Genomic DNA, 19,582 nt, shown 5'->3' with positions numbered 1-19,582 from the left:
AGTGTGTTATGAAGAAGCGGGAAAATTGCGTAGTTTACCGCCGTATGCATCACCTAACGATGAGAAAGTGACAAGAACGCATTATGGAACCCCGAAATATATATATGTCACGGGAAACCGTCCATCAAGGCATCCAAAGTTAATATGCCCCTCTGCGTTACTTGGCGCTTTCCTCTGTGTCCCTTTGCGTTAAAAAAATAACTGTTAAAATTAAATCCTTGAACAATACCAAAACAAGTTAATTTTATAAATTTTGCAAGAAGAACCAATAACACCACCAAAAGAAATAAATTTGAATCCTTTTTATACCCAGCAGAACGGAGCCGCATATTTAGGTGATAGCCTTAAACTTATTAAATTTATTGATGATAATAGTATTAATTTAATTATCACCTCACCTCCATTCGCACTCACTCGCAAAAAAGAATACGGTAACGAAACTGCTGACAAATATATTGAGTGGTTCCTACCTTTTGCTTATGAATTTAAAAGAGTACTGGCAGATAATGGCTCATTCGTATTAGATTTAGGCGGCGCTTACTTACCTGGCAATCCCGTGCGAAGTATCTATCAATACGAACTTTTAGTCAAATTATGCAAAGAAGTAGGTTTCTTTCTTGCTCAAGAATTTTACCACTATAATCCGGCTCGACTGCCAAGCCCTGCGGAGTGGGTGACAATCAGGCGGATTCGTGTGAAAGATTCAGTAAATACAGTTTGGTGGTTGTCTAAAACACCCCATCCTAAAGCAGATAACAGAAAAGTTTTAAAGCCCTATAGCCAAAGTATGAAACAGTTACTCAAAAATGGCTATAAAGCAAAAATACGTCCTAGCGGACATGATATTTCTGATAAATTCCAAAAGGATAACCAGGGTGCAATCCCGCCAAATTTGCTAGAAATTGCTAATACTGAATCTAATAGTGCTTATTTACGCCGCTGCAAAACAGCAGAAACTAGACCCCATCCAGCACGTTTTCCTCAAGGGTTCGCTGAGTTCTTTATCAAATTCTTAACTGATGAAGGTGATATGGTATTAGATCCATTTGCAGGTTCTAATACAACCGGCTTTGTTGCTGAAACTCTGCAACGCCGATGGATATCTTTTGAAATTAATGAGCATTATGTAATGGGAAGTCGTTATCGATTTAGCCAATAACCAAATTAAGTAAATAGTCAGGAGTGAGAAGTTAAAATTTATAACTCATAACTCTTAACTCATAACTACTCAATTAAATTTCTCCATTCACCTGCATTTGATGAACTTGATCTGCTAGTTCTTGACGACCTCGATCATCGAGTTTATCAATAGCTAACATCCCCATGAGAATAACTTCTTTCAGGGTCAAACGTGTGGAATGTGCCTGTTTTTGCACAATCTCTTTAATAATGGGACTGACACCAATCGCTGTACTAGCTCTTGCCACAGAAGAAAAGGAAACACTAATGATTCAGCCTAAATCTTAGCACTTTCAATGAGGTTATTCTCTAGAGTTAAAACTTAATTTAAATGTGTTTCAACTCATACTTCAATGAGTAAACATAAATTTTAAATTACGTCTAGTGAGTTATCAAATTCTCAGTATGGCAAACCTGATACTTGCTCATTGAGGACACGTTATCGTATGATATCAATAATATCAACAGTTAAAATTTCGCCTATTTTTTCCTAAATTTCCACTAAGTCCTCAATCGGCATATTAAAGATATGAGCTAATTTGGATATAGCAGGAAAGTCAACTGTTGTCGTTTTGTGACGACGCGCATAAATTGTAACTGTGCTGCAAATTACCCTATAATGGTCGGAAATTTATTTTAGTGACCACACTTTCACTTGTGCTAGTTCTCGAAGCTGTAATTTGAACTAATCACATCTTTAATAACTGGTGCAAATGCACTGCTTAATTTCAGATGACAAAACGAAAATGTATACGTATTCCCCTAGCGTTCTCGGTCTAGCCAACTCTCACGCGATCGCGACAATTAACTGAAATTTAGAAACCTAAAATCTGATGTTTATTTCACATATTAGCAATACCAAAAGCAAAAACCTCTGTCCTGAGATCCTCAAAAATCACTCACTAATCGCCTAGTTTGCAAAGACTTGCAATATTTGTGACAACTGAGTTATGAAAAGTAGTCGGCTGAAGAAAACAGTGCCCTCAGTAGAAGTATTCACATAAACGAGACTTGTATACCACCGGGAAAACCGTACTTTAAAGAGATCGTAAATTGTCAAATATAATCTCATGAACACGCTTTACAGAACTATACAGCGTAAATAAGAATAATAACTTAACCGAAGTAAAATTTTCCTGAATACAGGCAATTAATGCCGTCATAAGGAAAAGCAGTGAGTAGAGGAGAGAGAAAGCGATGAGGGACCCCTATCTGTTGGCAGCAGGCTTGTTAACAGGATTAGCAATACCAGCATCGGCTCTTCCACATCTGTCAATTGTCCTGCCAGAAAGTTCTAGATTCCTGTGGGATTTAAAACAAGGTTCACAGACAATAGTCAGTACAAAAATTATCCCCAGCGTTGATCTCTCCTTACCCGAACTCAGCGGCCAAGCGTTCCAACCCCTAAAAAGTTCGCGGCCAATAGTAAGTGAGAAAAACGTCCCTAGCGTACCAGAATTTAGCAGTCAGGCATTACCAGTATCAACAGAGTCATCACTCAACCCCAGCACCCAAGCAACTAGCCTCTTATTGACATCTGGAAATCAACTTTACTACCAAAGATTGGCAGCTCTGAAAACAGGTCAGATTTATACACGCGTAGATAGTGATAATTTGCAATCATTGTGGGAGTCGATCAAGAAACGTCAACTAACTTACGACGACTGGAAAAGTTTACTAGCTTTAGAAGCTAGAGCGATCGCTCAAGGTCAAGGTGCCAATCATCTAAGTATTTTAGTTGGTGATTCTTTGAGCATGTGGTTTCCGAGAGAAAAACTGCCTGCTGGTAAATTGTGGCTGAATCAAGGCATATCTGGAGATACTTCTACTGGCGTTTTAAAAAGATTGGGGGCATTTTCAGCAACGCGGCCAGATGTTATTTACATCATGGCTGGGATTAACGACCTACGAAAAGGTGCTAGTGATGAAACAATTTTGCATAATTATCGCCGGATTGTCCGGCGTTTACGCCAGACTCACCCCAAAGCTCAAATCATTGTCCAATCAATTTTGCCTACTCGTCTACCAAAAATTTCCAATAGCCGTATTCGTCACCTCAACATCCAGCTAACCGTGATTGCCAAACAAGAAGGCGCTAATTATCTCAATATTTATAGCTGGTTTACCGATATGGAAGGCAATTTGCGCCCAGAATTAACCACAGATGGGTTGCACCTGTCTCAAGAAGGATATGATGTGTGGCGAACAGCACTACAGCAGATAGAATACAAACTCACTCAGCGTGAGAATTGAGCGATCGCTTTGCCGACACTTGGAGCGATATCTACGACGGGCTGCGCCTACGCAATTTTTAAATTTATGGAAGTTACTGATACTGACGCCATCAACATACGTTCTGTAATTGAATACCAATTGGCAGCCTTTAAAAAAGATGATGCCCAAAGCGCTTTTGCCTTTGCTAGCCCGGCGATTCAGGCGCAATTAGGAACGCCAGAAAATTTTATGCAGATGGTAAAGACAAGCTACCCAGCAGTATACCGTCCTCGTTCTGTCTTTTTTGAGAAGATAACAACCATCCAGGAAAACATAACTCAACCAGTGCTGCTACTTGCTCCTGATGGAGTTCCCTTGAGGGCTTTATATTTTATGGAAAAACAGCCCAATAATATCTGGAGGATTAACGGTTGCTTTCTAGTTTCTCTAGAAGGTAAATAAACTTTATATTTATAGAACTAAAATACTATACTTTAACGCCCAAGGCTTCCCTATTTAAAACCTGATTTAACTTACCGCTACGATAACCTTCTAAATCTAAGGTTACGTAGATAAATCCAAAATCTTGAAATGCCGAAACTAATGTTTGTAAATCGTTAGCTAAGACAAACTCTTTGATTTGTTCTGGTGGTAATTCAATACGTGCTGTATCCCCTTCCGATCGCACGCGTAAATTCTGCCAACCTAGCTTTCGCAGATAAATTTCTCCTCTGCCGACTCGTTGCAACTTAGTGACAGTAATCTCTTCACCGTAAGGAAACCGGGAACTGAGGCAAGGTTGAGCAGGTTTATCCCACCAAGGTAAACCGAGTTGTTGCGAAAGTTGGCGAACTTCAACTTTAGTGACACCCACTTCTGCTAAAGGCGATCGCGCCCCTCTTTCCTTAGCCGCCTGAATTCCTGGGCGATAATCATGCAAATCATCGGCATTTACCCCATCTACCACGTAAGGATAACCCAGTTCTAAAGCTAAAGGTTTGAGAGTGTCGTGCAACTCACTTTTACAAAAATAACAGCGATTAACCGGGTTAGAAGTGTAATTGGGATTTTCCATCTCGTGAGTCTGGACGATTTTATGAGGAATCCCAATTGTTGCAGCTTGAATTTTCGCGTCTTCCAATTCTTCTGGTAACAGTGAAGGAGAAACAGCAGTCACAGCCAAAGCGCGATCGCCTAACACATCATAAGCAATTTTGGCAACCAAAGTGCTATCAACACCACCAGAGTAGGCAATCAACGCCTGCTCCATTTCTCTAAATAAGGCTCTTAATTGCTCAAATTTTTCTGTCAGCATCATTTTCCAATCCTGCCAAAACCCTACAGCACCCAACAATTTATATTGTAGTCATTTGTTATGGGGCATTGGGCATTGGGCATTGAACATTGGGAATGGGTTATTTATTCTCCTCGCCTTCCTTGCCTCCCCTGCTTTCTCATCTCCCCCTGCTCCCTGCCTCTCTATATTGCCGGTTTGCTGTACTTGGCTACCAGACTGGCTAAAAGTGGTAAATCAATTGGTTTAGAAATATAGTCATTTACTCCGGCATTTAGACAGGTTTCGCGATCGCCTTTCATCGCCATTGCTGTTTGAACAATTACCGGAATCTTCCGATATTGCTGATTTTCTCGCAGTTGTTGTACCAAGTTAAGACCATTTCCATCTGTCAGACAAACATCCATTAAAATTACTGCTGGATCTAACTGTGTTAGAGCTTCCCACATCTCGGCAGCATTCTTAACCCAAGTCACTTGATATCCCAAATTACGTAGATAAATTTGTATCAAATTGGCACTGGGTAAATCATTTTCTACCAGCAAAACTTCTACAGAATAACTAGGTGTCAAAGGCGGAGGAAATGAGGAAAATTCTGCTTCCCCTGCTTCCTCATCTTCCTCATCTCCTCCTACTCCCAGTTCTTGCTTAAGGGGAAGTACAAGAGTAAAACGGGAGCCACGATCTATTTCCGATTCTACTTTCACCGAACCACCGTGAATTTGGGCGAGTTTCTGAGTCACTGCTAAACCCAAACCAGTACCTTCAATACCATCTGCTACGGTCTTGGCAATTTGGAAATATGGTTGAAACAGTTGAACTTGGTCTTCTTGGGAAATGCCAGTGCCAGTATCCCAAACTGTAAAATGCACAAATACACCTTTGGAAGCAATCTGTAAGCCAACACTTCCTTTGCTGGTAAACTTTAGGGCGTTGAAGAGTAAATTCAACAACATTTGCTTAAGTCGTAAGGGGTCAGCTACTAGAGTTTTAATATCAGGTTCAAGTTCTAGGCACAGTCTCAAACCCTTGTTAGCGGCTTTCTCTTTCACCAATGCTAAAACATTGCTACATAGGAGTGGCACATCTACTGTTTCCCACTGTACTTCTAGCTGATTTGCTTCAATTTTGGAGAGATCCAAAATATCATTAATCAAAGCTAGTAAGTGTTTACCGCTAGACTGAATAATATTTAAATACTCTTGCTGACGTTCTTTAGTTGGTTCGTACCCTGGAGCTAAAAGCAGATGGGTAAAACCAATAATGGAACTAAGCGGTGTGCGAATTTCGTGACTGGTGTTTGCCAGAAATTGATTTTTCAGTTGATTAGTGCGCTCCAATTCTTGATTAGAGTTACTTAACTGTTGACATCGTTGCGGCCAAGACAGGATGTGTCTAAGTTGTATTAAGGCTGTAGTACAGCATTTGGCAGACCTTGCCATCAATTGCGATCTGAGTTGAACTTGTGATTCTACAAGCGACTCACAATGAGAGCTTAGGGGCGTTGTAGCGATAATTAGCCAGCCCATAACACTGCCAGAATCATCAGCTAACCTCCAAGCGCTCGGTAGTTGTTGATTCTCAAGTTGTTGCAAATCTTCAAGTTTTATGACTTCTTGCAATCTCAACAGCAGCTTGTTTTCTGCTGTAAGCACTTCTAGAAACAAAGGTGGTGAATTTGGGGATGGAGAATGAGAAACATAGCAAACTGTGGCAACAGCTTCTTGTGGTTGACACATAGCGATGCCTACGGCACATTCTGTAAGTGCCAGATTACTGCTATGAACAGCACTGTTAATCTCGTTAACTACGATTTGGAAAATTTCCGCTTGTGCGATTTCTGGCTGTGGGACAGTGTTACAAGCAGAAAGCAAGCAATCATTAAGGCGACTTTGCAACTGGTTTAAGCTGCTCTCCAGCCACAGCTGCGCGCGAAGTTGCTCAATTGTTATCAAAAGTTTTGGCGTTGCATCTATCAGTGAGTTCTGGTCTGGTAAGCTTGAATACTGCTGCATGGTCAACTAGACCGCTGAACAAGTTTAGCTTCGCATAAAAATCCCAACAGGATTTTATGTATATTAGCGGACAATTCTTTTTTATTTATAAACTACAACTTATGTTGTTATAAACCATAACTTATGATGTCGAGTTTAGCTGCTAGTCCAAAAAAAATTATTGTATGAACCACTAACCTAAAATTTTTAAACGCAACTGAAGACTTATGGATACACAATTCGCCCAACTAATCGTTAATGGGATTGCGGTGGGGAGCATTATTGCTTTAGCCGCAGTCGGACTGACTCTTACTTATGGCATTTTACGGCTATCGAACTTTGCTCATGGTGACTTTCTCACTTTAGGAGCATATCTGACTTGGCTGATAAACACCATTGGAGTCAATATTTGGCTGTCGATGATCCTAGCGGCGGCGGGAACAGTAGCAGCAATGCTGTTATCGGAAAAGTTACTGTGGTCAAAGATGCGCTCTATTCGTGCTACTTCGACTACGCTAATTATTATTTCTATTGGACTTGCCTTATTTCTTCGCAATGGAATTATCTTTATCTGGGGTGGTAAGAACCAAAATTATAATTTACCTGTTACTCAGGCTTTAGATATTTTGGGTTTAAAGATACCGCAAAATCAATTATTGGTATTAGGATTGGCGGTGCTAGCAATTTTGGCGCTGCATTACCTGCTGCAAAATACCAAAATTGGTAAGGCGATGCGAGCAGTTGCCGACGATCTGGACTTAGCCAGAGTTTCAGGTATCAATGTCGATCGAGTAATTTTCTGGACTTGGGTAATTGCTGGCACTCTTACGTCATTGGGCGGCAGTATGTATGGATTAATTACAGCCGTGCGCCCGAATATGGGATGGTTCCTAATATTACCATTATTTGCCTCAGTAATACTTGGTGGAATTGGCAATCCCTACGGTGCGATCGCAGCAGCTTTTATCATTGGCATTGTCCAAGAAGTCAGCACCCCTTGGCTGGGTTCCCAGTATAAACAAGGTGTCGCACTGTTGATCATGATTTTGGTGCTGCTCATTCGTCCCAAAGGTTTATTCAAAGGAACGATTTGAGCAGCACCATTCCACTTCTAATTATTCAATAATGTGGAAATAGTAGGCTGCTACCAGGAAATTGATCGCCAATAAGAATAGTGCCCAGCCTGTGCGATAGGCGTAGGGAGGTTTAGCTCCGCTGTCGGCAACTGGCGAATTCTTAGCTTTAGCAGTCATAATGCGATTCTCCTTATGTCATGACTTTTTAAGAAATACCAAACTGGCGTACCAAATACCCAAATTCTTTAAGAATATTTGTGTGAAGTTGGAAATTGGGCATTGGGCATTGGGGAATGGGGCATTGGGTATTGGGCATTAGTTATTTTTTCTCTGCTCTCCCTGCCTCCCCTGCTCCCCCTGCTCCCTACTCCTCATTCTCCACTCCCTCCTCTCCAGCATGATAGGAACTGCGAACCAGAGGCCCAGAACGAACATGGTTGAATCCTATTTCCCATGCTAATCTGCCAAGCCGATCGAATTCCTCTGGAGTCCAATATTTTTGGACTGGCAAATGTTCTAAAGAAGGACGCATATACTGCCCAATAGTCAAGCGATCGCACCCCACAGCCCTTAAATCAGCCATTGCTTCAATCACTTCATCAACTGTTTCTCCATGTCCCAGCATCAAACCTGATTTGGTGGGAATTGTCGGATCGATTTCTTTAACCATAGCCAGCACCAAGAGCGAGCGATCGTACTTGGCTCCCCGGCGCACTGGCCCAGTTAACCGTTGCACTGTCTCGATATTGTGGTTGAAACAAGCTGGTTTAGCTTTGACAATCATCCCTATCCGCTGGCGTTGACCTGACTCTCCAACACCAGCACCACCCCAAAAATCTGGAGTCAGCACTTCTATTTGAGTCTCTGGGTTCAATTGGCGAATAGTCGCGATCGTCTTTACAAAATGCCTTGCACCCTGATCGGGCAAGTCATCACGAGCTACAGAAGTCAGCACCACATAACGCAATCCCAAAAGCTGCACCGCCTGGGCGACCTTTTCGGGTTCCTCTAAATCAAGAGGCATCGGTGCATGACCTTTATCTACTTGACAAAAAGCACAAGACCGTGTACATGTCGGCCCCATTAGTAAGAAAGTCGCAGTTTTTTGGGCATAGCACTCCCCCCGGTTGGGACAGCGACCCTCTTCGCAAATCGTGTGAATTTGGCGCTGCTTAATAATGCGTTGTACCGTAGAGATTTCACTGGCCTTGCCAATCGGGCGACGTAACCAGCTAGGCATTGCCTTAATTTCAGACTTTAGTTCGGCTTGTTCTGACGAAATCATAGACATCCAAGCAAGATGCGGATATAGATGTAGTGGTCTGTTGATTAAATATCACAATGACACAAATTTAAAAGAGCGCGAGCAAAAGTTTTACAAAACACCTCTAGTAATGTCATTTATACCGAAATATACTATCCCCCAATTGCTAGAAATTTTGTATATAGTGGGAGGATTCTCAAGGACAATCGGCAAAGCCGCTATTTACACTTATAGTTTCTGTTAGAGCAAACAGTCGTGGCAAGCAACAAGATTTTAGTTATCGATGACACTACAGTTGTCAGGGTAAAAGTACGAGAAATGTTGCCTCCGGGCAATTTTGAGGTACTGGAAGCGAAAGACGGTGTGGAAGGACTGAATTTCATCCTTCAGGAAAAACTCAGCCTGATTATGCTGGATTTCCTGTTACCCAAAATGAGTGGCTGGGAAGTTTTTCAGCAAGTTCAAGCCCACCCAGAATTAAGGAAAATTCCTTTAGTGATTATGTCTGGTCGCAAGGAAGAGGTGACTGAGAAAATCACAGAACCATTTGAATATTTTGAATTTCTGGGCAAGCCTTTTGATCAGAAGCAATTAATTGGCGCGATTAAGTTAGCTATGGCTAAGGCCAAACAGCCACGCCCAGAACTAGTTTCAGTAGGAGCAGGAGCTTCTGTAAAAAATGGCACATCATTAAATTCTGGTGTCGCCAATAGTACGGTAGTAACCCCTAGTGTCGCAACCCCTAGCATCGCAACCCCTAGCATCGCAACCCCTAGCATCGCAACCCCTAGCGTCGTAACCCCTAGCGTCGTAACCCCCAGTACTGGAGGAGTCTCCGAGGCAGAAATTAATGCATTGAATGAGAAAATTGTCAAAATGCAAGCAGAAATTGATGGTTTGAAGAAACAGCTAACTCAGGTTGTGACTTTTATTAAACAAAAAATCAAGTAGTATTTGTGCTCGTTATTATTATCGCAGCCAAAAATACACCATATATACTGGTGTCCGATTAAAAGCGGGTAAAAATAGTTAGTTCAAAAACACTTATGTTGACAAATCATCATTATTTAGTGAGGTACAGCTTTACCTTAGCCCAGTAAAGCTGTGCTTTATCTTCCCTTTTCGTAAGTTCGGAGAAGGGTTGTAGTTGAGGTTTTGATATGTACTTAAGTTGATAAGGAAACTTTACAGTTCAAGATTCAGATATTGAGTAAAAAAATATATTAAAAGTCATATTTTCTAATACAAATTAAACAAAAAAATCCTATTCCATGATGAGGATAGTCTTTGCGCGGAAATAACAGGATGTTTGAAAAGTTTTGAGGCGTCAAGCGAGAAACTTTGTCACTCATTTTTTTTGACACGCTTGAGTAATTGTTTGCCACCTGACCGCTCTGACACACTGGCGGCAGAGTGACGAACACACGCAGCACTAACCCCAATGTATCAACAGTCATAAACCATCAACATGCTTATTGAGATGGGATGAAAATGGACAATATAAATTATTGTTCTTAGCGCTAATTTTCTAAAAAACAAGGGTAATAGTAAGTAATTTCAGAGCAATCGCCTTCATAAAAAAGGATTTTAAACTTTGGTGAAAATTAAAATTGGTGATTGATGTCCATTAGCGATCGCCTCAGCAAAAAGCTGTAGATAATTTAGTGTGAGAATGTTGCTGTTATCAGACTTTTTGGGAACTATAGGGTTGTCAGACGATAAATTTGCAGTCAGTCTGCCAATAAAATAGAGGTGACTTAGCGGCGATCGCAGGGCAAATAGGGAATAAATAACAATAAATAAAATTAATTTAAATATATGAATGAGCAACCAGATATAAAAATGCTTTATACCCCAGAAGATAGTTTAATCTTAGTGGTAGATGATACTACTACTAATTTAGAAATTGTCTTCGATATATTAACTAATGTCGGCTTTAAAGTTATAACAGAAAATGATGGAGAAAGAGCAATTAAACAGGTTGAATTCCAACTTCCTGATTTAATTCTATTAGATGTTATGATGCCAGGAATAGATGGGTTTGAAACTTGTAAAAGATTGAAAGAAAATTCAGCTACTTGTGATATACCCGTAATTTTTATGACAGCCAATTCGGATACTCCTAGTAAGGTAAAGGGTCTAAACATAGGAGCAGTCGATTACATCACAAAACCTTTTCATGAAGAAGAATTATTAGCTAGAATTAAAACCCATCTTCAATTACGAAATCTCACAAAAACTTTAGAAAAAAGAGTTTTAGAAAGGACATCAGCATTATCGAGAGCATTAAAAGACCTACAAGAGTCTCAACTTCAGCTTGTACAGACAGAAAAAATGTCTGCCCTTGGTCAATTAGTAGCAGGAGTTGCTCATGAAATTAATAATCCAGTTGGTTTCATTCATGGCAATCTTGGACACGCTTCAGTATATTTCCAAGACATGATTAAGATTATTGACCTTTATCAGCAGTACTATCCTAATCCAGTTCCAGAAATTCAAGAGGAAATTGCAACGATAGATTTGAAGTATATACTTGCCGATCTACCTAATTTAATTACCTCAATGAAAGAGGGAGTTCAGCGCATTCGCAACATTAGTACTAGTTTGAGAACCTTTTCTCGAGCAGATAGCGATCGCAAAGTGTCTTGCAATATTCATGATGGCATAGACAGTACAATTATGATTCTTAAACACCGTTTAAAAGCATCCGAAGTTCGACCTGATATTCAAGTAATTAGAGATTACGATATATTGCCAGAATTAGAATGTTTTATCGGACAACTAAATCAGGTGTTTATGAATTTATTAGCTAATGCTATTGATGCTTTGGAGGAGTCTAATGTAGGACTTACCTATATTGAGATTGAAGCAAATCCTAATCAAATTTTGATTCAAACCACTCTCACTGAAGATAAAAATTATATCTTGATTAGGATTAAAGATAATGGCGTCGGAATGTCGGCTGATGTTCAACAAAAAATCTTTGACTATTTATTCACCACCAAGTCTGTGGGTCAAGGTACAGGATTAGGATTATCAATTGCCCGTCAAATTGTTGTCGAAAAACATGGAGGAACTCTAGAGGTAAATTCATCAATAGGGCAAGGTTCAGAATTTATCATTAAACTTCCCATTTAATAATTATAGTAAGTTGCGTTTGTTAATATAATAAATAAATTTATGTTTAAGGCAGTAGTAGGTCACAGTAACGATCCAAATTCTCTATCAGCAGTTGAATAAGTTCTTCAGCAACGTGCTACTTCTCTTGCAGGAGATATACCAAAAGCTAGAATTATTTTTGCTGCAATTGACTTTGATCATTCTCTCATTTTGCAGCAAATCGATCGGGCTTTTTCGGGGATTGAGTTGATTGGTGGAACAACAGATGGAGAAATTTCTTCAGTCTTAGACTTTCAGCAGGACTCAATCACTTTGATGTTGTTTTGCTCAGATGAAGTTGAAATTTATGCAGGAGTTGGACGAAAAGTTTCAAACGATCCAATTACTGCAACTAAACAAGCTGTGGAGCAAGCGAAAGCAAAAAGTACCGCACCTCCAAAGCTATGCTTAACTCATCCAGAGAGCCTCACAACTAGTGGTGTCTCTATATTGAATGGCTTAAAGCTAGCTGGGAAACACTTAATATTTTGCTGGCTAACCTTTTTAAGACTTGCTCTAATTCCCCACTTTTTAAGGAGGGTTAGACAGGTAATGGGGACGTACCCTAGAAGAGACTATGCAATAACCATAAACTGTCACAATGATAAGGCTCAGAATTTATTATGGACATTATTTTTCATTAGAATCGAAAACAAACATCAAATTCTCAGAAGAAAAAGATTAAGTAGTTACTTTAGAGATATTTTGGGGAACTCTATAACTGTACTTACAAAATTGTATCCTCAAAATTTATGATCAATGTACCCAAGCACTCAATAGCTACGCTTAATCTTTCTTTAGAACGCGACATATTTTTACGTACACTAATCAGAGAATTATCTGGTACTTTACAGGATGTAGTTGGTTTAGAAGAAGCTTCGGGATTTATTAGCGTTGTTGGTGAAAGGATGGGAAGGCAGATTAACCAAGATTATAAATCTGCCCTGGAAATCTCTAACCTTTCTCGTAGGCAGGTAGCTGATGTCCTGATTGATTTAAAAAAACGAATCCAGGGCGATTTTTATATCATTGAGCAGAATGATGAAAAAATTGTCTTTGGCAACCGTGTTTGCCCATTTGGCGACAAAGTACTTAATCGCCCTGCCATGTGCATGATGACTTCAAACGTTTTTGGAACGATCGCAGCCAATAATCTAGGATATGCGAAAGTAGAATTGCAAGAAACGATAGCACAAGGTTATTCTGGATGTAAAGTTATTGTTTACTTAAAACTTACAGAAGAGGCAGAAGATGCAGAAGGTAGAGAATATTTTAGGGGACTAGAATCTGTGTAAATCTTCAGCATCAAACAAAATAACTCCAGGATATAAGCTTAGTGCAGATATGTAAAGTAGAGTCAAACCGTGAAAGTTAAAGCTCCATGACTCCTGAACAATTTCTTGAATTTGCCAGAGTTTTACCAGAACCTTTACTTATGGTAAGTGGAGAGGGTGAGTTGTTAGCGACGAATCAACCAGTAGCAGATATGCTGGGGTTACGCCGTCAAGAACTGCGGGGAAGAATGCTCTTTGAACTCGTAACTGAGTCTAGCAACGATATTGTAAAGTATTTACAAGCTTGTTCAAGTAGTAGGGCAATGGTAATTGGCTCTTTGACTTTACGAATGAATGATGGACAAACCTTAATATGTCGTAGTCAAGGAGCAGTTATTCAACCTTGGTCTCCTGAATCTTCAGCTTTAATTCTCTTACGCTTGGAAAATAGAGTTTTAGCCAGTAGTAATTTCGTTCTGTTGAACGAAAAAATTGATGAGTTAGCCAAAGAAGTTCAGAGACGAAAACAAGCAGAGGAAGCGCTTAAGAAAGCGAATCAAGAGCTAGAAATTCGGGTTGAGGAACGTACAACTGCTTTACAAGACACACTAAATGAACTACAACTTACCCAAACTCAGCTTATCCAAGCTGAGAAAATGTCTAGTTTAGGTCAGATGGTCGCTGGTATTGCCCATGAAATTAATAACCCCGTGAGTTTTATTTATGGAAACCTTCACCACGCTCATAAATACACTCAGGATTTACTGAAATTAGTACAAGTTTATCAACAAAATTTTCCAAATACTCTTCCAGAAATCCAACAGCAAGTAGAAGAAATAGATTTAGATTTTTTGATTCAAGATATAACTAAACTCTTCCAGTCAATGCAAGTGGGAGCAGAACGCATTCAGGAAATTGTTAAATCACTACGTAATTTTTCCAGGCTGGATGAAGCAGAACTTAAGCAAGTCAATATTCATGAAGGAATTGATAGTACTTTAATGATTTTGGAGCATCGCCTGCAAGCTAGGCATGAGTACCCAGAAATCAAAGTCATCAAAAAATATAGTCAACTACCGAATGTAACTTGCTATCCTGGTCAACTCAATCAAGTGTTTATGAATATTCTGGCTAATGCGATTGATGCATTGGAAGCATCGGCACTCAAGAGTCAGTATTCAGAAGTAAATACACAAAAAATTGAAAGTCAAAAACTGATAAATAATAATCCCCAAATTCAAATTAAAACTGAGCTACTCAATGAAAAATGGATAGCCGTTAGTGTTGCTGATAATGGTTTGGGAATAAATGAACAAGTTCGCTCAAAGCTATTCGATCCATTTTTTACCACTAAAACTGTGGGCAAAGGTACTGGACTAGGGCTATATATAAGTTATCAGATTATAGTTGAAAAACATAACGGGCAACTTAATTGTTTTTCTGTTCCAGGAAAAGGTGCAGAATTTGTAATTAAGATACCTATTCAATCAGTCTCATCAAATTTCAGTTAAAAGATATGACAACGCCTGTCTGCTAATTTGCAAACAGGCGTGTCTGTGAGTACAAAGTTTAGTTGAGACTCGGTTAAATCTTAGCAGTAGAATCAACTGAAGATTGAGACTGACTAACCGAATCTAATTTTGGTAAAAGCAGGAGATTTTGTGCTTTTACATTACTGTTGATTGTTGCTTGCAAAAATGGAGTATTGGAGATGGAATTGTTAGCCAATGTAAACAGTGGATTTGACAAAACCCCTGCTACGGTAGTGGCAATTAATGTTACTACCAACCCGACTTGCAAAGGTCTTAGCCCAGGCAAATCCCAACGCACTTGTGGATAATTCTTCACTGCGTCGGACATTTCATGGGGTTCTTTGACTACCATCATCTTAACTACGCGAATGTAGTAGTAGATGGAGACAACGCTGGTAACTAAGCCCAGCAAAACTAACCAATAAAGTCCTGCTTGCCAACCAGCCCAGAATAAGTAAATCTTGCCGAAAAACCCAGCCAATGGTGGAATACCACCCAAGGAAAGCAGGGAGATACTCAACGCCAGTGTTAGGAGTGGGTCTTTTTGATATAAACCAGAGTATTCGGCAATCTGGTCGGTTCCGGTGCGTAGTGAGAACAGGATAATGCAGGTAAAACTGCACAAGTTCATGAACAGGTAAACCAGTAGGTAAAATATCATACTGGCATATCCTGCTTGTGTACCAGCAATCAAGCCAATCATCACAAACCCAGCTTGGGCAATGGATGAATAGGCTAGCATCCGTTTCATGCTGGTTTGAGCTAGGGCGACTACGTTACCCAAGATCATGCTGAGAACGGCTAGAGCTGTGAAGACAAACCTCCACTCGTCAGCAACAAGAGGGAAGGCTGTTGTCAGCAAGCGGATAGCTAGGGCAAACCCAGCTGCTTTGGAACCGACAGATAAAAAGGCGATGACTGGGGTGGGAGCGCCTTCGTAAACGTCTGGTGTCCATTGGTGGAAGGGTGCAGCGGAGATTTTGAAGCCAATACCTGCGATCGCAAAAACTAGGGCAATCACTAAACCTAAAGATTGTCCGACTTTCGCTGTGGCAATGCCATTTGCGATCGCACTTAGTTCGGTTTGTCCTCCAGATAGTCCATACAGCAGTGATACACCGTACAAAAATATTGCTGTACTGGAAGCTCCAATTAACAAGTATTTCAGCGCCGCTTCGTTGGAGCGGGGGTCACGCTTGGTATAACCTGTCAACAAGTAAGAGGATATACTCAGGGTTTCTAGGGAGATGAAAATCATCACCAACTCACTAGCCCCGGATAAAAACATCCCTCCTAAAGTAGCACTCAGCAAAATAGCGATGAATTCGGCTAAAGCGGTGCCACTCTGCTCAACGTAGCGAATTGACATCAGTATAGTCGCGATCGCAGACAAGGCAATAATACCGCGAAAGACAATACTCAGGTCATCACTGTTAAAGCTACCGGTAAAACCGATGGGATTAGGAGAGTCCCATTGAAAATATAGGGCGACAATCGAAGCAAATAAACCTGCGATCGCTAGATATCCAATCCAGCGCGCGGATGTACGCCCCAAAATCAAATCAACAATCAAAACCCCCAAGAGGGTGAGAATAACAATCCCCTCTGGTAAAATCGTTCCAGCATTTAGCTGGGATGCAATATTAGCAAAATCCATGAGATGTATAGGTTTTGGCGATTAGACATTAAGGCTAACTCTGTTCACTCTAGCAAGTTTTCTAATCCCCGGACTAGCTCTTTTAACAAGAGCTTAACAGCTTGGATGCAGATGGCGATTGCACCAACCTTACTACTTTACCAGCAGCTTTCTCAGTATCCAGGGATTCACTTAACAATTTTCCTACCTCGTTTTTCAGGCGTGACTTTTAGCGAATATCATCAATAATTATGCTGCAATCAGTGCGATAGTTACGTACAAAAAGCTGATAAAATTAATAAGGGCACAGCATTGCTGTGCCCCAACAATATTCATAACTCCTAACTTTATTAAAAACCGACTGATGGCAGCTTGCCTTGTAGCGACTGAAATTTAGACTGAACACAGTTGGCACAATTGCAACCAAGTTGATCAATTATCGGATTTGATGTTTGAATCAAAGTTGGTGTTGCCAGATCGGGAATTTGTTGTGTAGATACCACCATCATAATTTGGGTAGCATAAGCAGATTTTAGGCTAGATGCGTTTGCTGGATTGACTACCAGCAGCATGAATACCATAAATGCGGGACAGGCAAGTAAAATCAGTTTGACAATTTTCATAATTCACACAAAGATAGCTTTGCTGATACAGCATAGCTAATAAATTGCCCAGCTTCAATTTTAATTACCAAGCATTGCTTAACTACGCCCGAATCCTTGACCCCGCAAAACCTTTGACCATATAAGTAATTCGCCCTGTTCACCCCCTGCGGCCAGTAACTTACCTTGGGGATGCCAAGCTAGGCTAGAAAATCCTGCTGAGACACCTGTGATAATTTGGAATACTTCCTTAGCTTTGTTCCACAAACACAACCAGCCGTCAGCAGCAGCAGAAGCGAGAAGGAAGCTTTTAGGTGCAAAGGCGATCGCATTAATCACGCCCACATGATTTGTTAATACTCGCGCTTCCCAACCTAAAGTATCATCCTCTAACTTCTCCCACACGACAATACCTTCAACGCTAGAAGATGCCAGTATTGGCGCACCCACTTTTGTAGTAGCTTCTGACCATGCTAATTGGCGAATTTTTCCAGGAAAGCCGCGCATCACCCAAGGATCGGGGTTGTTCCATTCCAAAACGGTGACACTACGATCCATGTTGCCAGAAGCCAGAAATTTGCCATCAGGCGACCAAGCCATCGCTAAACTGACAGTAGTCATATCTAAGCTGTATGGTTCTTCATCCCAGTTTTGACTATGCCAAATTTTGACTCCTTTATAACCACTAATGGCTAAGTATTGTCCGTCAATGCGCCAATCTATACCCAATACTGAAGAATTGTCAAAATTCAGTGTCACGACAATTTCACGAGTATCTGCATCCCAAACTTGGACGTAACGCCCCAAACTAAAAGCCAGTTGGTTACTGGTGTAATTCCAAGCTAGCTTGTCAACCCATGCGGGGGCATTTTCCAAGGTGGCGATTAATTCAGTGTCACGCCAAATTTTTACCTGTCCATCTTGTCCACCAACAGCTAAAAATTTCCCATCTGGCGAAAAAGCTAGACAGTCTACTGATTTACCATTACCAGTTTGTAAACTTGTGAGTTCGCCATCATTCCACAAAACAACTTCCCCCGCCGCGGAAGTTGCTGCTAAAGTTTGACCTTGTGGCGACCAAGTGATCGCAGTTACATAATCTGAAAGTGTCCCCGAATAGTGTTGTTCAAATTCCTTAGATTTGGTTGTGGAGTTCATAGTTATGTATAGAAGTTAGGAGTTAGGAGTTAGAATTTAGGAGTTAGGAATTTTTAACTCATAACTCATCACTCATAACTCCTAACCCGCTTTTTAAGCTAGACAAGCGAGAAAATCTTGCTTGAGTTGGACTGCATCAAGGTTACGACCGATGAAGACTAGTTCGTTTTTGGGGGTTTCGCTTGGTTTCCAGGGGCGATCGGGTTTGCCATCGAATATCATGTGTACTCCTTGGAATACAAATCGATTCTCTTCTCCAGCAATATTTAAAATGCCTTTCATCCGAAAAATATCTGGGCCTTGGGTACGCAGTAACTCGGAAATCCAAGCGTTTAATTTTTCTCCATCGACTGCACCTGCTTCTACTAAAGCCACAGAAAAAACACTTTCATCGTGTACGTGGGCATCTTCGCCTAAAAAATCTGGATCAATTTCTAATGCACGATCTAAATCAAAGGCTTTTACACCCAACAAAGCATCCATTCCTAGTTCAGAATTTTGGGTACGGTAGATTTTTGCGATCGCATTCATCGCCCGAATCCGTTTTTCTAATTCATCTAACTCTTCTGGTGCTACCAAATCTGTTTTATTAAGTAAAATTACATCGGCAAAAGCAATCTGTTCTTGTGCTTCGTCGGCATCCCAATGCTGCCAAATATGCTTCGCATCTACCACTGTCACCACTGCATCTAGAGACAGTTGGCTTTGCAAATCTTCATCAACAAAAAATGTCTGAATCACTGGTGCTGGATCGGCTAATCCAGTTGTTTCAATTACTAAATGGTCAAATTTATCGCGCCGCTTCATCAAATTGCCAATGATGCGAATTAAATCGCCGCGCACTGTACAACAGATACAGCCATTATTCATTTCAAAAATTTCTTCATCAGCATCGATAATCAATTGATTATCAATACCCACTTCCCCAAATTCATTGACAATCACAGCAACTTTTTTGCCGTGTTCGTAGGTGAGGATGTGATTGAGTAGAGTCGTTTTACCTGCTCCCAAATAGCCTGTAAGAACAGTAACGGGAACTGAATTGTTGATTACGTCAGCCACCATACTCTAAATTCCTCTTGTCTCACCTTATGGATAATCATTATCGCATATCATAAATCTTTTTATATTTTTGTGCGAACTTGCTGTTATTTTGATTTTCAACAAAATAATCACATAATTTAATTAAGAAACATTTTA

19 protein-coding genes and 1 pseudogene are annotated in these 19,582 nt (G+C 40.4%); 10 read left to right on the top strand and 10 right to left on the bottom strand.

All coding sequences use genetic code 11. The features are described 5' to 3' along the window. Positions 1 to 253: 253 nt before the first annotated feature. The gene (locus HWQ43_RS29510) at positions 254 to 1,159 is read left to right on the top strand and encodes a site-specific DNA-methyltransferase (RefSeq protein ID WP_292740250.1); all 906 of its coding nucleotides are present in this window, start codon (positions 254 to 256) and stop codon (positions 1,157 to 1,159) included. A 73-nt stretch (positions 1,160 to 1,232) separates the two neighbouring features. On the opposite strand, the gene HWQ43_RS29505 is transcribed toward HWQ43_RS29510, so the two are convergent. Then, positions 1,233 to 1,427, bottom strand: a complete 195-nt coding sequence (locus HWQ43_RS29505; RefSeq protein WP_292740248.1) for a hypothetical protein — start codon at positions 1,425 to 1,427, stop codon at positions 1,233 to 1,235. 949 nt (positions 1,428 to 2,376) lie between these two features. On the opposite strand from HWQ43_RS29505, the gene HWQ43_RS29500 reads away from it, so the two are divergent. Both HWQ43_RS29500 and HWQ43_RS29495 read left to right on the top strand, forming a co-directional pair. Further along, positions 2,377 to 3,432 carry an SGNH/GDSL hydrolase family protein gene (locus tag HWQ43_RS29500; RefSeq protein ID WP_292740246.1) on the top strand — a complete coding sequence of 352 codons (1,056 nt, stop codon included), beginning with the start codon at positions 2,377 to 2,379 and terminating at the stop codon, positions 3,430 to 3,432. 66 nt (positions 3,433 to 3,498) lie between these two features. Further along, the gene (locus HWQ43_RS29495; RefSeq protein ID WP_292740244.1) at positions 3,499 to 3,855 is read left to right on the top strand and encodes a DUF4864 domain-containing protein; all 357 of its coding nucleotides are present in this window, start codon (positions 3,499 to 3,501) and stop codon (positions 3,853 to 3,855) included. Between the two features lie 25 nt (positions 3,856 to 3,880). Here HWQ43_RS29495 and larE read toward each other — a convergent pair whose 3' ends face one another. Both larE and hrmK read right to left on the bottom strand, forming a co-directional pair. Further along, positions 3,881 to 4,708 carry an ATP-dependent sacrificial sulfur transferase LarE gene (gene larE, locus HWQ43_RS29490; RefSeq protein ID WP_292740318.1) on the bottom strand — a complete coding sequence of 276 codons (828 nt, stop codon included), beginning with the start codon at positions 4,706 to 4,708 and terminating at the stop codon, positions 3,881 to 3,883. A gap of 164 nt (positions 4,709 to 4,872) precedes the next feature. Further along, on the bottom strand, positions 4,873 to 6,702 hold the full coding sequence (hrmK, locus tag HWQ43_RS29485; protein WP_292740242.1) for a hybrid histidine kinase/response regulator HrmK: 1,830 nt from the start codon (positions 6,700 to 6,702) through the stop codon (positions 4,873 to 4,875). A gap of 206 nt (positions 6,703 to 6,908) precedes the next feature. Here hrmK and HWQ43_RS29480 point away from each other — a divergent pair, with 206 nt between their 5' ends. After that, positions 6,909 to 7,775 carry a branched-chain amino acid ABC transporter permease gene (locus HWQ43_RS29480; RefSeq protein ID WP_292740240.1) on the top strand — a complete coding sequence of 289 codons (867 nt, stop codon included), beginning with the start codon at positions 6,909 to 6,911 and terminating at the stop codon, positions 7,773 to 7,775. A 21-nt stretch (positions 7,776 to 7,796) separates the two neighbouring features. Here the strand turns inward: HWQ43_RS29480 and HWQ43_RS29475 are convergent, their stop codons facing one another. Together HWQ43_RS29475 and lipA are read right to left on the bottom strand one after the other, a co-directional pair. Further along, positions 7,797 to 7,934 (bottom strand): photosystem I protein PsaX, encoded by a 138-nt coding sequence (locus HWQ43_RS29475; RefSeq protein WP_292740238.1) that lies wholly within the window; start codon positions 7,932 to 7,934, stop codon positions 7,797 to 7,799. Between the two features lie 187 nt (positions 7,935 to 8,121). After that, positions 8,122 to 9,042: a lipoyl synthase gene (lipA, locus tag HWQ43_RS29470; RefSeq protein WP_292740317.1), complete on the bottom strand. Its 921-nt coding sequence runs from the start codon at positions 9,040 to 9,042 to the stop codon at positions 8,122 to 8,124. Positions 9,043 to 9,276: 234 nt separating this feature from the next. On the opposite strand from lipA, the gene HWQ43_RS29465 reads away from it, so the two are divergent. Then, positions 9,277 to 9,972 (top strand): response regulator, encoded by a 696-nt coding sequence (locus tag HWQ43_RS29465; RefSeq protein ID WP_292740236.1) that lies wholly within the window; start codon positions 9,277 to 9,279, stop codon positions 9,970 to 9,972. A gap of 636 nt (positions 9,973 to 10,608) precedes the next feature. On the opposite strand, the gene HWQ43_RS29460 is transcribed toward HWQ43_RS29465, so the two are convergent. Further along, complete coding sequence (locus HWQ43_RS29460; protein ID WP_292740234.1) at positions 10,609 to 10,851, bottom strand: hypothetical protein; 243 nt, start codon at positions 10,849 to 10,851, stop codon at positions 10,609 to 10,611. On the opposite strand from HWQ43_RS29460, the gene HWQ43_RS29455 reads away from it, so the two are divergent. From HWQ43_RS29455 to HWQ43_RS29440, 4 genes and pseudogenes are all read left to right on the top strand, one after another. Further along, positions 10,840 to 12,159: a response regulator gene (locus HWQ43_RS29455; RefSeq protein ID WP_292740232.1), complete on the top strand. Its 1,320-nt coding sequence runs from the start codon at positions 10,840 to 10,842 to the stop codon at positions 12,157 to 12,159. The two genes, HWQ43_RS29460 and HWQ43_RS29455, sit on opposite strands and share 12 nt — an antisense overlap. A gap of 42 nt (positions 12,160 to 12,201) precedes the next feature. After that, positions 12,202 to 12,651, top strand: a pseudogene (locus tag HWQ43_RS29450) (FIST N-terminal domain-containing protein); the annotation flags it as partial. Positions 12,652 to 12,932: 281 nt separating this feature from the next. Then, positions 12,933 to 13,475, top strand: a complete 543-nt coding sequence (locus tag HWQ43_RS29445) for a methanogen output domain 1-containing protein (protein ID WP_292740230.1) — start codon at positions 12,933 to 12,935, stop codon at positions 13,473 to 13,475. 86 nt (positions 13,476 to 13,561) lie between these two features. After that, on the top strand, positions 13,562 to 14,965 hold the full coding sequence (locus tag HWQ43_RS29440; RefSeq protein WP_292740228.1) for an ATP-binding protein: 1,404 nt from the start codon (positions 13,562 to 13,564) through the stop codon (positions 14,963 to 14,965). A 73-nt stretch (positions 14,966 to 15,038) separates the two neighbouring features. Here HWQ43_RS29440 and HWQ43_RS29435 read toward each other — a convergent pair whose 3' ends face one another. After that, a complete protein-coding gene (locus HWQ43_RS29435) occupies positions 15,039 to 16,643 on the bottom strand; it encodes an NAD(P)H-quinone oxidoreductase subunit N (RefSeq protein WP_292740226.1) in 1,605 nt (534 codons plus the stop codon). 3 nt (positions 16,644 to 16,646) lie between these two features. Between HWQ43_RS29435 and HWQ43_RS29430 the strand changes: the two genes are divergently transcribed. Continuing rightward, positions 16,647 to 16,871, top strand: a complete 225-nt coding sequence (locus HWQ43_RS29430; protein WP_292740225.1) for a hypothetical protein — start codon at positions 16,647 to 16,649, stop codon at positions 16,869 to 16,871. 101 nt (positions 16,872 to 16,972) lie between these two features. Here the strand turns inward: HWQ43_RS29430 and HWQ43_RS29425 are convergent, their stop codons facing one another. From HWQ43_RS29425 to HWQ43_RS29415, 3 genes are all read right to left on the bottom strand, one after another. Then, the gene (locus HWQ43_RS29425) at positions 16,973 to 17,245 is read right to left on the bottom strand and encodes a hypothetical protein (RefSeq protein ID WP_292740223.1); all 273 of its coding nucleotides are present in this window, start codon (positions 17,243 to 17,245) and stop codon (positions 16,973 to 16,975) included. A gap of 78 nt (positions 17,246 to 17,323) precedes the next feature. After that, entirely contained in the window at positions 17,324 to 18,382 is a 1,059-nt protein-coding gene (locus tag HWQ43_RS29420) for a hypothetical protein (protein WP_292740221.1), read from the bottom strand. Between the two features lie 93 nt (positions 18,383 to 18,475). Beyond that, positions 18,476 to 19,447 (bottom strand): GTP-binding protein, encoded by a 972-nt coding sequence (locus HWQ43_RS29415; protein ID WP_292740219.1) that lies wholly within the window; start codon positions 19,445 to 19,447, stop codon positions 18,476 to 18,478. Positions 19,448 to 19,582: the final 135 nt, after the last annotated feature.

The sequence above is a fragment of the Nostoc sp. JL31 genome, from assembly GCF_017114965.1.
Lineage (GTDB): Bacteria > Cyanobacteriota > Cyanobacteriia > Cyanobacteriales > Nostocaceae > Nostoc > Nostoc punctiforme_A.
This window is presented reverse-complemented; position numbering and strand designations above follow the sequence as displayed.

Excerpts from the sequence above, each read along its gene's own strand:
- HWQ43_RS29500 (WP_292740246.1), top strand. The coding sequence starts at position 2,377 with ATGAGGGACCCCTATCTGTTGGCAGCAGGCTTGTTAACAGGATTAGCA.
- HWQ43_RS29495 (WP_292740244.1), top strand. The coding sequence starts at position 3,499 with ATGGAAGTTACTGATACTGACGCCATCAACATACGTTCTGTAATTGAA.
- larE (WP_292740318.1), bottom strand. The coding sequence starts at position 4,708 with ATGCTGACAGAAAAATTTGAGCAATTAAGAGCCTTATTTAGAGAAATG.
- hrmK (WP_292740242.1), bottom strand. The coding sequence starts at position 6,702 with ATGCAGCAGTATTCAAGCTTACCAGACCAGAACTCACTGATAGATGCA.
- HWQ43_RS29480 (WP_292740240.1), top strand. The coding sequence starts at position 6,909 with ATGGATACACAATTCGCCCAACTAATCGTTAATGGGATTGCGGTGGGG.
- HWQ43_RS29475 (WP_292740238.1), bottom strand. The coding sequence starts at position 7,934 with ATGACTGCTAAAGCTAAGAATTCGCCAGTTGCCGACAGCGGAGCTAAA.
- lipA (WP_292740317.1), bottom strand. The coding sequence starts at position 9,042 with ATGATTTCGTCAGAACAAGCCGAACTAAAGTCTGAAATTAAGGCAATG.
- HWQ43_RS29455 (WP_292740232.1), top strand. The coding sequence starts at position 10,840 with ATGAATGAGCAACCAGATATAAAAATGCTTTATACCCCAGAAGATAGT.
- HWQ43_RS29445 (WP_292740230.1), top strand. The coding sequence starts at position 12,933 with ATGATCAATGTACCCAAGCACTCAATAGCTACGCTTAATCTTTCTTTA.
- HWQ43_RS29440 (WP_292740228.1), top strand. The coding sequence starts at position 13,562 with ATGACTCCTGAACAATTTCTTGAATTTGCCAGAGTTTTACCAGAACCT.
- HWQ43_RS29435 (WP_292740226.1), bottom strand. The coding sequence starts at position 16,643 with ATGGATTTTGCTAATATTGCATCCCAGCTAAATGCTGGAACGATTTTA.
- HWQ43_RS29430 (WP_292740225.1), top strand. The coding sequence starts at position 16,647 with ATGTATAGGTTTTGGCGATTAGACATTAAGGCTAACTCTGTTCACTCT.
- HWQ43_RS29425 (WP_292740223.1), bottom strand. The coding sequence starts at position 17,245 with ATGAAAATTGTCAAACTGATTTTACTTGCCTGTCCCGCATTTATGGTA.
- HWQ43_RS29420 (WP_292740221.1), bottom strand. The coding sequence starts at position 18,382 with ATGAACTCCACAACCAAATCTAAGGAATTTGAACAACACTATTCGGGG.
- HWQ43_RS29415 (WP_292740219.1), bottom strand. The coding sequence starts at position 19,447 with ATGGTGGCTGACGTAATCAACAATTCAGTTCCCGTTACTGTTCTTACA.